We start from the raw sequence: 13798 nt of genomic DNA on the forward strand, positions 1-13798 counted from the left end.
GCTCCCACGCCCCCCCCGGACCGCGACGTCGTAGCAATGGAACCGTCGGCGGTCATGCGGGCACAGCGTCCCGCGGACCCGATCGCCAGGCCCGTGGGCCGAGCGCAGCCGCGGCCTGGTCGCCCCCGATGCGGCAGAACTCGGCCTCCGCCTGCTCGTGGCCCGAACCGTCGTCGTGCCGGGTCTCCACCAGTCGGCCCTGCACCTCCCTTTCCCCGCGGCACCCGGAGTCCACCTGGAGTCCGGCCGGCGGACCCGATTGTCGGTGCGGTTTGTCAGCCGGGCGTGGTGTGATGGATGCATGATCGAACAGTTCCTGGCCCAAGACCTGTCCGCGGTGGAAGAAGCGGTCCGCAAGGCGGCGGCGGTTGAGATCATGCCGAGATTCCGGCAGCTGGCCGATCACGAGGTGGACCAGAAGAGCGGTCCGCACGATCTGGTGACCGTCGCCGACCGCAAGGCCGAAGAGCACCTCACGGCCTCCCTGACCCGCCTGCTGCCCGGCTCCGCCGTCGTCGGCGAGGAGGCGGTGCACGCCGACCCGACCGTGTACGGGGCGCTGCGCGCCGACGCGCCGGTGTGGATCGTGGACCCGGTCGACGGCACCCGGCAGTTCGTCGCCGGCGACCCGGCCTTCTGCACCCTGGTGGCCCTGGCCCACCGGGGGGAGATCCTCGCCTCCTGGACCTTCGCCCCGGCGCTGGACGAGCTGGCGACCGCCGTGCGCGGGCAGGGTGCGTACGTCAACGGCGAGCGGATCCACAGCGGTTCGCCGGAGCAGGGAGCCGCGCTGCGGGTCGCCATCGCCCACCCGCTGTACACCTCCGACGAGGACAAGCGGACCCTGGCCCGCCTCGACGTGCCCGGGGTCGCGGCCCGGCCGTGCGGCTCCGCGGGCCTGGAGTACCTGAAGGTGGCCCGCGGCGAGATGGACGGCCTCGCCTTCACCTGGCCCTCGGCGTGGGACCACGCGGCCGGACTGCTGCTGGTCGCCGAGGCGGGCGGAACGCAGAGCACCGTCACCGGGGTCCCCTTCCGGGTGGACCGGGACAACGAGCTGCCGTTCGCCGTGGGCCGCGACGAGGCCACGGTCATACGGATCCGCGACCTGCTGCGCGGCGCGTAACCCGACGCGGGCAGGGCCCGTATGGACGGGCCGAATATCCTGGGAGCGCAGCCGCCGCCGGACGAAGGAGTCTCAAGGTGCCGTCGATTCTCGATGCGGTCGTGGTGGGGGCGGGGCCCAACGGGCTGACTGCCGCCGTAGAGCTGGCCCGTCGCGGCTTCTCGGTGGCCGTGTTCGAGGCCGCGGAGACGGTCGGCGGCGGGGCCCGCACCGAGGAGCTCACCCTCCCGGGCTTCCGGCACGACCCCTGCTCGGCCGTGCACCCGCTCGGCATCGGCTCGCCGGTGTTCGCCACCATGCCGCTGAAGCGGTACGGGCTGGAGTGGCTGCACGCCCCCCTGCCCATGGCACACCCCTTCGACGACGGCACGGCCGCCGTGCTCTCCCGCTCCGTCTCCGAGACGGCGGCGTCCCTCGGTCCGCGCGACGCGGGCACGTACCGGCGGCTGGTGGAGCCGTTCCTCGGCAAATGGGACACCCTGGTCCGGGACTTCATGTCCCTGCCGTCGACCGCCCTGCCCCGGGACCCCTTCACGCTGGCCCGCTTCGGGCTCGCCGGCCTGCCGCCCTCCACCTGGCTGCTGAGCCGCTTCCACGAGGAGCGGGCGCGGGCGCTGTTCGCCGGGCTCGTCGCGCACGTCATCGCCCCGCTGGGCGGGATCGCCACGAGCGCCGTCGGCCTGGTCTTCGCCCTGGCCGCGCACGCCGGCGGCTGGCCGATGGCGCGCGGCGGCTCGCAGTCCGTCTCGGACGCCCTCGCCGGGTACCTGCGCGACCTGGGCGGCACCCTCCACACCGGCTTCGAGGTCAAGCGCCTCGACGACCTGCCGCCGGCCCGCGCGTACGTCTTCGACACCTCCCCGACCGCACTGGCCCGGATCGCCCGGCTGGGGCGCGCGTACGACGGCTACACGTACGGCGCCGGGGTCTTCAAGCTCGACTACGCCCTGTCCGGCCCCGTGCCCTGGACCGCCGAGGCGCCGCGCCGGGCCGGCACCGTCCAGATCGGCCCGCGGGCCCGGGACATCGACGCCGCCCTCCAGCTCGCCACGGGCGGGCGGGCCCCCCGCACCCCCTTCCTGATCACCGCCCAGCCCAGCCTGGTGGACCCCGGCCGGGCGCCCGAGGGCAAGCACGTGTTCTGGGCGTACGGGCACGTCCCGGCGGGCTGGGGCGGCAACCTCACCGAGGCCGTCGAGCGCCAGCTGGAGCGCTTCGCCCCCGGCTTCCGCGACCTCGTGCTGGCCCGCGCCACCGCCGGCCCGCCGGAGCTGGCCGCCCGCAACCCCAACTACGTCGGCGGCGACATCGCCTGCGGCGCCGCCTCCGGGCTCCAGCTGCTGCTGCGCCCGAAGCTGTCCCTGTCCCCGTACACGACGGCCCACCCGGCGGTCTTCATCTGCTCCTCGGCCACCCCGCCCGGCCCGGGCGTCCACGGGATGTCCGGGCACAACGCGGCCAAGGCCGTATGGCGCCACCTGCGAAAGGCTTCCTGATGGTGCACATCACCCTCGTCCGGGGCGACATCACCGCCGAGCACGCGGACGCCGTCGTCAACGCGGCGAACTCCTCGCTGCTCGGCGGCGGGGGAGTGGACGGCGCCATCCACCGGCGCGGCGGCCCCGAGATCCTGGAGGCCTGCCGGGCGCTGCGCGCCTCCCACTACGGCAAGGGCCTCCCGACGGGGCAGGCCGTGGCCACGACGGCGGGCCGGCTCCCGGCCCGCTGGGTGATCCACACGGTGGGCCCCGTCTGGTCCGGCGACGAGGACCGCTCGGCGCTGCTGGCCTCCTGCTACCGCGAGTCCCTGCGGGTCGCGGCCGAGCTGGGCGCCCGTACGGTCGCCTTCCCGGCCGTCTCCACCGGCATCTTCGGCTGGCCGATGGACGACGGCGCCCGGATCGCGGTGGAAACGGCCCGCGCGGCCGCGGCGCCGGCCGTGGAGGAGGTCCGCTTCGTCCTCTTCGACGAGACGGCGTACGCGGCGTTCGAGGCGGCCCTGGGCTGACCGCTGCGCGGCGGCGGGGACCCCGGGTCCGGCGGATCCGGCCGGACGTGTCCGTGGAGGTCGCTAGGCTTCTGGGATGAGCCTTGTCGACGCGCCCACCGAGACCCCCGATGCCCTGCAGGTGCTGCACCGCGTCTTCGGATACGACTCCTTCCGCGGCGAGCAGCAGCAGATCATCGAGCACGTGGCCGGCGGCGGCGACGCGCTGGTCCTGATGCCGACCGGCGGCGGCAAATCGCTCTGCTACCAGATCCCGGCGCTGGTCAGAGACGGTACGGGAGTGGTGATCTCGCCGCTGATCGCGCTCATGCAGGACCAGGTGGACGCCCTGACCGCCCTCGGGGTGCGGGCCGGGTTCCTCAACTCGACCCAGGACCCGTACGAGCGGCAGGCCGTCGAGCAGGCCTTCCTCGCCGGCGAGCTGGACCTCCTCTACCTGGCCCCGGAGCGGCTGCGCACCGAGGGCACGCAGCGGCTGCTCGACCGGGGCACGGTGTCCCTCTTCGCGATCGACGAGGCGCACTGCGTCGCCCAGTGGGGCCACGACTTCCGGCCCGACTACCTCGCGCTGTCGATGCTGCACGAGCGCTGGCCGAAGGTGCCGCGGATCGCGCTGACCGCGACGGCGACCGAGGCCACGCACGCCGAGATCGCGGCGCGGCTGGGGCTGGCGGAGGGGGACGCCCGGCATTTCGTCGCCAGCTTCGACCGGCCGAACATCCAGTACCGGATCGCCTCCAAGAACAACCCGACCCGGCAGCTGCTGGAGCTGATCCGGACCGAGCACGCCGGGGACGCCGGGGTCGTCTACTGCCTTTCGCGGGCGTCCGTGGAGAAGACGGCGGCGTTCCTGGTGGAGCACGGCATCGACGCGGTCGCGTACCACGCGGGCATGGACGCCCGGACGCGCGCGGCGAACCAGGCGCGCTTCCTGCGGGAGGACGGGGTCGTGGTGGTGGCCACGATCGCGTTCGGCATGGGCATCGACAAGCCGGACGTCCGCTTCGTGGCGCACCTGGACCTGCCCAAGTCGGTCGAGGGCTACTACCAGGAGACCGGCCGCGCCGGCCGCGACGGAGAACCGGCCACGGCGTGGCTCGCGTACGGCCTCCAGGACGTGGTGCAGCAGCGCAAGATGATCGAGGGCTCCGAGGGCGACGAGGCGCACCGCCGCTCCCTGGCCGGGCACCTGGACGCGATGCTCGCGCTGTGCGAGACGGTCGACTGCCGCCGGGTGCGGCTGCTCGCGTACTTCGGGCAGGCGGCCGCCGGGCCGTGCGGCAACTGCGACACGTGCCTGACGCCGTCCGAGTCCTGGGACGGCACGGTCGCCGCGCAGAAGCTGCTGTCCACCGTGTGGCGGCTGGCCAAGGAGCGCCGGCAGAAGTTCGGCGCGGGCCAGATCATCGACATCCTCCAGGGCAAGAAGACGGCCAAGGTCATCCAGTTCGACCACGACGGCCTCTCGGTCTTCGGGGTCGGGGCGGACCTGGGCACCGCGGAATGGCGCGGGGTCGTCCGGCAGCTGCTGGCCGCGGGGCTGCTGGCGGTCGAGGGCGACTACGGGACGCTGGTGCTCACGGACGCCAGCGGCGAGGTGCTGGGCGGCCGCCGCAGCGTCCCGATGCGCAAGGAGGCGGCGCCGGCCGCGGTGTCCCGCAAGACGTCCGGCTCGGGCTCCGGGAAGGCCGGGCGCGTCCCGGTCGACCTGCCGGCGGCGGCCGTGCCGGTCTTCGAGGCCCTGCGCGCCTGGCGGGCGGCGACCGCGCGCGAGCAGGGCGTGCCGGCGTACGTGGTCTTCCACGACGCGACGCTGCGGGAGATCGCGACCCGCCTGCCCGCCACGGCCGAGGAGCTGGGCACGATCAGCGGCGTCGGCGAGGCGAAGCTCGCCAAGTACGCGGAGGGGATCCTCGACGCCCTGGCCGGGACCGGCACCCCCGAGCCCTCGTCCCCACCGTCCCCGGCAGCACCGCCGGAGCCTCAGGCCCCGCATGCAGACGAGGAACCGCCCTTCGACTTCGACGAGACGGACCCGCCCTGGGACGACTGGCAGTAGCCCGGGCCCGCGGGCTGGGGGGAGGCGCATACGGTCAGGCCGCATCGGCGCCGTGGTCGGCGTCCGGGTCCTCCTCCTCGGCCTCGTCGGTGTGCGGGGTGCACGGGGGACAGAGGTGGGTGTATTCCGCCATCATGGTCGCGGTGAGCGCCGAACCACTGCGCGAAAGCGCCCAGCGGGCCCTGATCGAGGCGCACTTGGCGGAGGGCAACCTGATCGAGGCGATGCGCACCCACGACGCGTACCGCGACCTCGCCCCACGCGAACTCGGGGTGGAACCGGGGTGTGAACTCTCCGGCCTGATACGGAACTTCTGCCGCTCCGCCACCCGCACCCGCGAGGCGGTGGCCGTCCGGGTGCGGCACGCCTGAACCGGGGCCAAGCTGGAGGCATGAGCGACGACCGGCCGGGTCGGCGCAGTACGGAACTACGCTTGGCCCTCGCGATGCGCGGCGGGGCCAGTCTCGCCGTATGGACGGGCGGGGCCTGTTGCGAGACGGCGGCGCTCCGGGCGGCGGCCGGGCAGCAGCCCGCCCCGGAAGCGGGCGTCTACGCAGGGCTGCTGGACACGTGCGGATACGAGGACGTCGACATCGACGTCCTCGTCGGAGCCAGCGCCGGGGGGCTGGACTGCGTACTGCTGGCCTGCCACCTTGTGTACGGAATGCCCTTCGGCCGGGGCGTGCGGGACGTGTGGCTGCGTCTGGGCGACCTCGAAGGGCTGCTGCGCCGCTCGGCTCCCTTCCACGGGCCGGCCTCGCTGATGTGCGGGGACGAGGTCTTCTACAAGGAGCTGCGCGGCGCCCTGGGCCGGCTCATCGACGAGGCCCCGCCGGACCGGCGGCCGCCCGCCTCGCTGCGGCTGATCCTGACGGCGACCCGGCTTCGGCCCCGCCCGGACCGCATCCGGCCCGCCCTCGGACGGCCGCTTCCCGTCGGGCGCTCCCACGCCTGCTTCCGTTTCCGGCACCGCGGCGCCCTGACGGATTTCCCCGACGACGTCACGGGCGCGGCCCGGGAGGCGGCGCTGGACCGGCTGGCGTACGCGGCGCGGACCTCCTCCTCGTTTCCGGGAGCCTTCGAACCGGGCCGGGTGTACGTCGGGAACGGCGCGCAGCCCGTCGAGGACCCGCCCCGGGTCGACATGCGCGGCGTCAGCAGCGAGACCGGTCACCCCGACGAGAACCTGAACGGCTGCGCCGAACTCATCGACGGCGGGCTGCTGGACGGCATCCCCGCCGCCTGGGCGGTACGGGCCGTCGCGGGGGCACCCGTGGCGCGCAAGGCCGATCGCCGGCTGCTGTTCCTCCAGCCGGTGCCCCCCTTCCCGCCGCCTCCCGAGCCGGGGAGCGGCCGGCGCGTCACCCGGCTGGTGCGGATGGCCGCGAAGTCCCTGGCCGTGCACGCCGGCTCCGAATCCCTGCGCGACGACGCCCTCGAACTGCGCGCCGTCGAGGCCGCGGCCGAACGGAAGCGTGCCCTCACCGGGGTGCTGCCCCTGACCCTCACCGAGCTGTACGACGCGGCGATGGCCCGGCGGGACACGTACGCCCGCACGGTCGGCAGGGCGGAGGCGCTGCGGCTCATCCGGCTGCTGGAGGACCCGGCGGACGTGACCGGCCCGGACGCGCTGCCGCTGCCCGCGGGACCGGGGCCGCTGAAGGCGCTGGACGAGAGCGCGGCGGAGGGCCCGGCGGCCCTGTTCGCACGGCTGCGCCAGGCCTCGGACGGCCTGGCGGTGAGTCCGGGCATGCTGCCCGGGCCGGGGTACTCGCCGCTCGTCCCGGCGCGTACGGTACGGCTGCTCATGGACTGGCTGCAGGCGTACGAATGCGGCGACGGGCCGGTGGACGCGGAGCTGGTGGAGGCGTACCGGACACGGCTGTTCGCGTGCCGCTCCGCCGTCGCCACCCTGACCGCCGCCCGGGACCGGCTGCTGCTCGGCCGCTACCGGGCCGCCCTGTCCCTGGGGCTGATGCCCACCGATGCCACCGCCCCCTTCGGCGAGGCGACCCGCCTGCTGGGCACCCTCATGCCGCCTGCGCCCCCGCCCGAGGCCGCGCCGGCGCAGTGGGAGACCTGGGCGGCGAACCTCGCGACGGCGGTCTGCGCCGGGTCCTTGCCGCAGGTACCCGAGAGCGGCCCGGCGGCGGTGCCGGAGGGCTTCGGGCACCTGTGGGAGCGGCTCGCGGAACTGGGCCAGGAGATCGGCCTGGACCTGAGCCCCGACGTCGACGGCTACGAGGCGCTCCACGCGGCCGCACGCGGAGCCGGTCCGCCGATGGCCGAGGCGCTGGCGTACGCCGAGGTGCTGCTCGGCCCGCTGCGCCCGGACCCGCTGGCCGAGGCCACCGGCATCGGCTTCCACACCGTCTCGGCGGCCGACAGCAGCTGGGCCACGCGCACGGTGCTGCCGCAGGTGGACGGGAACTCCCCGAAGGACATGGTCACGGCCAAGCTCAGCGGCGACCGGCTCGACAACTTCGCCGCGTTCCTCAGCGCCCGCTGGCGGATGAGCGACTGGACCTGGGGCCGGCTCGACGGGGCCGCCTCCCTCGTGTCGGTCGTCGCCACCGACGAGCGCCTGCACGACGCGTTCGGGGACACCGCGGACCTCACGGCGCTCGGCGAGGAGATCGCCGGGGAGATGGCACTCGGCCCGCCGTTCACGGAGCTCTGGGCGCAGGACGTCACCTCCCGGCCGGACGTGGCGCGCTGGGACCGGGTACGGGACGTGCTCACCGCCGTCCGCCAGCACGAGATCCTCCACGAGGAACTGCCGTTCCTCGCCGCGCTGCACCGCAAGGGCTTCCGGGGCGGCAACCGGCCCCCGGACCCCCCGCCGAGCCCGCCCGGCCTCACCACACGGGCCGAGTTCGACGCGGCGCTGGCGGCCTTCCGCGAGGTCGGCGCCGAGGAGGTCGGCCGGCTGATGCGGGCACGGGATCCGCGCCGGGCGGCCCTGCGGACCGGCCTCCTCGCCTGGTCGGCGCTCCAGCCCACTGGCAAATCCGGGGCCCGTCCGGTGCGGGGCCTCCTCGGGGCGCTGAAACCGCTGGTCTGCCTCCCGGCGCTGGTCGGGGTGCTGGCACCCGTACCGGCCCTGTGCGCGGCCGTGCTGATGTGGACGGGCATCGCCTTCTCCACCGGCCACTGGTCCTCGCTCCCCGGCCACGTCCCCGTCTGCCTGTACGCCATGGTCGCCCTGGCGGCACTCGTCCGGCAGTGGATCCGGCCCGCCCGGCTGCGCATCCCCGCCTTCCTGATCGTGGCCGGCCCACCCGTCGCCCTCTGGCAGCTGCGCGGCCTGGACACCCCGGACGTCGGCGACGGCGCCCGCACGCTGATCGTCGGAGCCGCCTTCGCCCTCGCCGCCGCGGCCGTGCTGTACGTCGCCGCCGGCCGGTGGTGGCGGCTGCCGGCGGCCGCGGCGGTCGGGGGAGCGATCGCCGCCCTCGTCCAGTTCGGCCGCCCCGGGCTCGGCGGCTGGTGGGGCGCCCTCATCCTCTACGCCGTCCTCTCCTGGGTCACCTTCGTCCTTCCCCGGCTCTGTCCGCGGCCGTGGACCACACCGATCGACGCAGCGCCCCGCGCCGATGGCTCGGATAGGGTGAATCGGTAGGAATCGGGCCCCCCGGGGTGAGGTCGGTGCGGTGGACACATTCCAGTCGACGAGCGAGGTCCCGGATCAGCCGGCCGTGGCTGTCGGGTACGCCGGTGTGCTCCGCGAGCTGCTGCCGATCGCCCTGTGGCGGGAGGACGCCGACGGACGCATCGTCGAATGGTCGCTCGCCGCCCAGGACCTGCTCGGCCACCGCCCCGAGGACATCCTCGGCCGCCCCGGCACCTCCGTGCTCGTCCCCGAGGCCAACCGGGCGCTCGCCGGCGACCTGACCCGGCGCGTCCAGGCGGGTGAAACGGTGGTCGGCACGCTCCCCGTACGCCACCGCGACGGGCATCGCGTCACGATGGAGATGTGGATCGTCCCCGCCGCCGACCCGCGCGGCCGTACGGGGGCCATGCTGATCGCCGTGGAGACCTCCGAGGTCCTGCGCATGAGGGACTCGCTCGCCGCCCTGCAGAGCCTCTTCACCCAGTCGCCCATCGGACTCGCCACCCTCGGCCCCGACCTGCGCTTCCTGCGCGTCAACGACGCACTGGCCCGGATGAACGGCGTCTCGGCCGCCGCGCACGTCGGCAAGCGGCTCACCGAGGTCGTGCCCGGCGTCAACGCCGTCGCGCTCGAGGCGACGATGCAGCAGGTCATGGACCGGGGCACCGCCGTCGTCGACGTCCGCCGCACCGGCCGGACCCCGGCCGACCCCGACCGCGACCGGACCTGGTCCTGCTCGTACGCCCCGCTCCTCGACGGCTCCGGCCGCGTGCTCGGCGTGATCGCCTCCCTCATCGACATCACCGAGAGCCAGCAGGCGCAGGTCGAGGCCGAGCGGGCCCGCCGCCGCTTCGCCGTCCTCGCCGAGGCCGGCACCCGCATCGGCACCACCCTCGACCTGGGCCAGACCGCCCGGGAGATCGTGCAGGTCCTCGTACCCCAGTTGGCCGACTCCGCCGACGTACAGCTGCTGGAGGCGGTCCTCGCGCCCGACGACGCGGCGGCCTCGCACCAGGGCGTGCTCCGCCGCCTCGCCGTCGAGTTCCCCGACGCGGACGCGCCCACCGCCGCACTGGCGCCCGGCCAGACCTTCCAGATCCCGGCGGACACGGTCTACGAGCGGGTCATCGCCGAGGGGCGGCCCATGAACCTGTACGTGTCCGACCTCCACGCCCTGCTCCCCGACCCGCGGGCCACGGAGCTGCGCGACTACCTCGCCACCCTCGGCTCCGCCCGGCTCATCCCGCTCCTCGCCCGCGGGACGGTGCTCGGCGCGGTCACCGTGACACGGTTGCGCGGCCGCGAGCCCTTCGACGAGCAGGACTGCGTACTCCTCGACGAGGTCGTCGCCCGCAGCGCGCTCAACATCGACAACGCCCGGATGTACACCAACCAGCGGCGGGCCGCCCTGACCCTCCAGCGCAGCCTCAGCAACAGCGCCCTGCCCGAGGTCACCGGCCTCGAACTCACCGGCCGCTACCTGCCCGCCAGCGACCACGACGTCGGCGGCGACTGGTTCGACGTCATCCAGCTGCCCGGCGGACGCACCGGCCTGGTCATCGGGGACGTCATGGGCCACGGGATCCACGCCGCGGCCGTCATGGGACAGCTGCGCACGGCCGTACGCACCCTCGCCCGCCAGGACGTCTCCCCGACCCGGCTGCTCCGCTCGCTCGACGCCGCGGTCGCCGACCTGGGCGAGGACGAGATGGCGACCTGCGTCTACGCCGTGCACGACCCGGCAACGGGCGGCTGCGTCATCGCCCGTGCCGGCCATCCGCCGCCCGCCGTGGCCACGGCCCGCGGTGAGGTCGCCTTCCTCGACGGCCCGCCCGGAACCCCGCTGGGCACCGGCGGGAAGGAGTTCCGCACCGAGGAGGTGGCCCTGCCGCCCGGCAGCGTGCTCGTGCTGTACACCGACGGCCTCATCGAGGCCCGCGACCGCGACCTCGACCAGGGCATGGCCCAGCTCGGGCGGGCGCTGCGCGACGCCGGGCAGCCGCTGGACCGGCTGTGCGACGACATCCTGGCGCGTGTGCTGCCCGGGGACCCGCAGGACGACGTGGCGGTCCTGCTCGCCCGGACGGCAGCCCCCCGGCCCCGCTGACCCGCCGCCGCCCTGTTTGCACCGCAGAGCCCTGTTTGCACCGCCGCGCCCCGGCCGCGTCGGCGACCCTCACCAGGCCAGGTCCTCCAGCGCCTCCAGGTCCATCACCGGCAACGCCGGCTCCGGCCCCCCGGTCAGCGGCAGCTCCGCCCAGATGACCTTGCCGCGCTCGGTGTACCGGGTGCCCCAGCGCTCGGCGAACTGCGCGACCAGGAACAGGCCGCGGCCGCCCTCGTCCGTGGTGGCCGCGTACCGCAGGTGCGGCGAGGTGCTGCTGCCGTCGGAGACCTCGCAGATGAGGTTGCGGTCGCGCAGCATCCGCACCCGGATGGGCGCGGTCCCGTACCGGATGGCGTTGGTGATGAGCTCGCTGAGGATGAGTTCGGCCGAGGACGCGATGTCCTGCAGCCCCCACGCGGCGAGCTGCGCCGACCCCGCGTTGCGTACCCGGGAGACCGCGGCCGGGTCCGCGGGCACCTCCCACTCGGCGATCCGGTCCGCCTCCAGCCGCCTGGTGTCGGCGACCAGCAGGGCGATGTCGTCGCTCGGCTCCGGGGACAGCAGCGCGGCCAGCACGTCCGCACAGGCCTGTTCGGGGCTGCGGCCGTGGCGGGCGAGGGTCTCGGCCAGCAGGCCGAGGCCGGTGTCGAAATCCCGGTCGCGGTCCTCCAGCAGGCCGTCCGTGAAGAGCACGAGCCGGCTGGCCTCCGGCAGCCGCAGCTCGGTGGCCTCGAAGGGCATGCCGCCCACGCCGAGCGGCAGCCCGGCGGGCAGCTGCGGGAACTCCACGCCCCCGTCCGGCCGGATCACGGCAGGTCCGGGGTGCCCGGCACTCGCCATCGTGCAGAGCCCGGAGACCGGGTCGTAGACCGCGTACAGGCAGGTGGCGCCCGTGACGCCGGCCGCCTCGCCCGCCCCGTCCCCGCCGTCCCCGCCGTTCCCGGCGGTCCCGGACTCGTTCTGGTCGATGCGGTGGATCAGCTCGTCCAGGTGCCCCAGCAGTTCGTCGGGCGGCACGTCCAGGGTGGAGAAATTGTGCACGGCGGTCCGCAGCCGGCCCATCGTGGCCGCCGCGTGCACCCCGTGCCCGACCACGTCGCCGACGACCAGCGCCACGCGCGCACCGGCGAGGGGGATCACGTCGAACCAGTCACCGCCCACCCCGGCCTGCGCGGGCAGGTATCGGAAGGCCACCTCCACGGCGCTCTGGTCCGGCAGCGACCGGGGCAGCAGGCTGCGCTGGAGGGCCACGGCCGTCGCGTGCTCCCGGGTGAAGCGGCGGGCGTTGTCGACGGAGACGGCCGCCCGCGCGCCCAGCTCCTCCGCGAACGACAGGTCCTCCTCGTCGAAGGCCTCCGGGGTGTCGGCGGCCCGCCAGAAGTTGGCCATGCCGAGGACCACGCCGCGGGCCTGGAGCGGCACCGAGATCAGCGAGTGCAGCCCGTACCCCAGGGCTTGGCGGGTGCCGGCCTCGTCCTGCGCCCGCCATCCCATCGCGGCGTTCAGATCGGCCGCCAGCACCGCGTGCCCGGCGTCCAGGGCCGCCGCCATCGGCGCCGTCGGCACCTCGAACCGGATGATGTCGCCGACCGGCTGCAGCGGCTGGTCGGTGCGCACCCCGCTCATCGCCGCCCGGCGCATCCGCGTGTACGCGCCGGCGGCCGGCGAGGGCTCCTCGCCCTTCAGCACCGGCTCCAGCAGCTCCACCGTGACGAAGTCGGCGAACCGGGGGACGGCCACTTCCGACAGCTCCTCCGCGGTCCGCACCACGTCCAGCGTGGTCCCGATCCGGCCCCCCGCGTCGTACAGCAGCTGGAGCCGCTCCCGGGCCACCTCGGCGCGGCCGGAGAGCGCGGCGAGCTCGGTGGTGTCGCGCAGGGTCATGACGCTGCCGGACGGGTGCCCCGCGTACGGTTCGGTCGGGCGGACGTTGACGGCGAGGAGCCGGTCGCCCGCCAGGTGCACCTCGTCCGTCGCGACCCGTCCGGACACCAGCAGTGCGGTGGTGCGCGGGTCGAGGCCCAGCTCGCTCACATGGCGCCGCTCGGCGTCGGGCGCGAGGTTCAGGAGCCGCCGGGCCTCGTCGTTGGCGAGCAGCAGCCGCTGGTCGGCGCTGATGATCAGGACGCCCTCGCGCACCGCGTGCAGGACCGCCTCGTGGTGCTCGTTCATCCGGGCCATCTCGACCTCGCCCAGGCCCCGGGTCTGGCGCCGCAGCCGCCGGCTGACCAGAGCGGCGCCGCCCGTGCCGAGCAGCAGCGCGCCCGCCGTGGCGCCGAGCAGCAGCGGCAGCTGCCCCTGGACCACGTCCGAGACCTTGGCGACATCGATGCCGGTGCCCACCAGGCCCACGACCGCCCCGCTCGCGTCCCGTACGGGGACCACCGCGCGGACCGCGTCGCTCGGCGAGCCCTTGAACACCTCGGTGAAGGACTGCCCGCCGACGGCGCGCGAGAGGTCGCCGGTGGCCCGTTTGCCGATCAGCTCCGGCCGGGAGTCGGTGTAGCGGATCCCGTCGGGCGTCATCACGGCGACGAAGTCGACGCCCGCGGCTCGCCGGGCGGCATCGGCCAGCGGCTGCAGCTCGCTCGTCGGGTTCGCCGACCTGAGGGCCTCGGGGAGCCCGGGGGCGTGCGCGAAGGCCTCGGCGGCCGCGAGGGAGCGGTGGCGCGCATCGCGCTCGGTGTCGTACCGCTCCTGGAACACGAGGGCCAGCGAGGCGGCGGCGATCAGCAGCACCACGATGAACGCCTGGAGCGCGAAGACCTGACCGGCGACGCTGCGCGCACCCAGGGAGAGGCGTGGCGGCACGTCCGGGTCCCGCCCGGACGGCTGCCGGGGCGGGGATCCCCTGGGTCGACCCACACGTCCGGTCATGAGCCATT

8 protein-coding genes are annotated in these 13798 nt (G+C 74.9%); 7 read left to right on the plus strand and 1 reads right to left on the minus strand.

From position 1 onward, the window contains the following. Nucleotides 1-301: 301 nt before the first annotated feature. The 7 genes from AB0I68_RS23660 to AB0I68_RS23690 all read left to right on the plus strand — a co-directional run bounded on the left by AB0I68_RS23660 (nt 302) and on the right by AB0I68_RS23690 (nt 10913). Nucleotides 302-1126 (plus strand): inositol monophosphatase family protein, encoded by an 825-nt coding sequence (locus tag AB0I68_RS23660; RefSeq protein ID WP_363179342.1) that lies wholly within the window; start codon nt 302-304, stop codon nt 1124-1126. Nucleotides 1127-1203: 77 nt separating this feature from the next. After that, on the plus strand, nt 1204-2622 hold the full coding sequence (locus AB0I68_RS23665; RefSeq protein ID WP_363179343.1) for an NAD(P)/FAD-dependent oxidoreductase: 1419 nt from the start codon (nt 1204-1206) through the stop codon (nt 2620-2622). After that, nucleotides 2622-3134: an O-acetyl-ADP-ribose deacetylase gene (locus AB0I68_RS23670; protein WP_363179344.1), complete on the plus strand. Its 513-nt coding sequence runs from the start codon at nt 2622-2624 to the stop codon at nt 3132-3134. Before AB0I68_RS23665 ends, AB0I68_RS23670 begins: the two co-directional genes overlap by 1 nt. Nucleotides 3135-3210: 76 nt before the next feature. After that, on the plus strand, nt 3211-5193 hold the full coding sequence (gene recQ / locus AB0I68_RS23675; protein ID WP_363179345.1) for a DNA helicase RecQ: 1983 nt from the start codon (nt 3211-3213) through the stop codon (nt 5191-5193). A gap of 143 nt (nt 5194-5336) precedes the next feature. Next, on the plus strand, nt 5337-5564 hold the full coding sequence (locus AB0I68_RS23680; protein WP_363179346.1) for a BTAD domain-containing putative transcriptional regulator: 228 nt from the start codon (nt 5337-5339) through the stop codon (nt 5562-5564). 20 nt (nt 5565-5584) lie between these two features. Further along, entirely contained in the window at nt 5585-8815 is a 3231-nt protein-coding gene (locus AB0I68_RS23685; protein ID WP_363179347.1) for a DUF3376 domain-containing protein, read from the plus strand. Nucleotides 8816-8846: 31 nt separating this feature from the next. After that, on the plus strand, nt 8847-10913 hold the full coding sequence (locus AB0I68_RS23690) for a SpoIIE family protein phosphatase (RefSeq protein ID WP_363179348.1): 2067 nt from the start codon (nt 8847-8849) through the stop codon (nt 10911-10913). 69 nt (nt 10914-10982) lie between these two features. Here AB0I68_RS23690 and AB0I68_RS23695 read toward each other — a convergent pair whose 3' ends face one another. Then, the gene (locus AB0I68_RS23695) at nt 10983-13790 is read right to left on the minus strand and encodes a SpoIIE family protein phosphatase (RefSeq protein WP_363179349.1); all 2808 of its coding nucleotides are present in this window, start codon (nt 13788-13790) and stop codon (nt 10983-10985) included. Nucleotides 13791-13798 lie beyond the last annotated feature (8 nt).

This window comes from Streptomyces sp. NPDC050448 (genome assembly GCF_040655295.1).
In the GTDB taxonomy this organism is placed as follows: domain Bacteria; phylum Actinomycetota; class Actinomycetes; order Streptomycetales; family Streptomycetaceae; genus Streptomyces.

What these genes read in the sequence shown, in the direction of transcription:
- AB0I68_RS23660 (WP_363179342.1), top strand. Translation starts at nt 302, where the DNA reads ATGATCGAACAGTTCCTGGCCCAAGACCTGTCCGCGGTGGAAGAAGCG.
- AB0I68_RS23670 (WP_363179344.1), top strand. Translation starts at nt 2,622, where the DNA reads ATGGTGCACATCACCCTCGTCCGGGGCGACATCACCGCCGAGCACGCG.
- recQ (WP_363179345.1), top strand. Translation starts at nt 3,211, where the DNA reads ATGAGCCTTGTCGACGCGCCCACCGAGACCCCCGATGCCCTGCAGGTG.
- AB0I68_RS23685 (WP_363179347.1), top strand. Translation starts at nt 5,585, where the DNA reads ATGAGCGACGACCGGCCGGGTCGGCGCAGTACGGAACTACGCTTGGCC.
- AB0I68_RS23695 (WP_363179349.1), bottom strand. Translation starts at nt 13,790, where the DNA reads ATGACCGGACGTGTGGGTCGACCCAGGGGATCCCCGCCCCGGCAGCCG.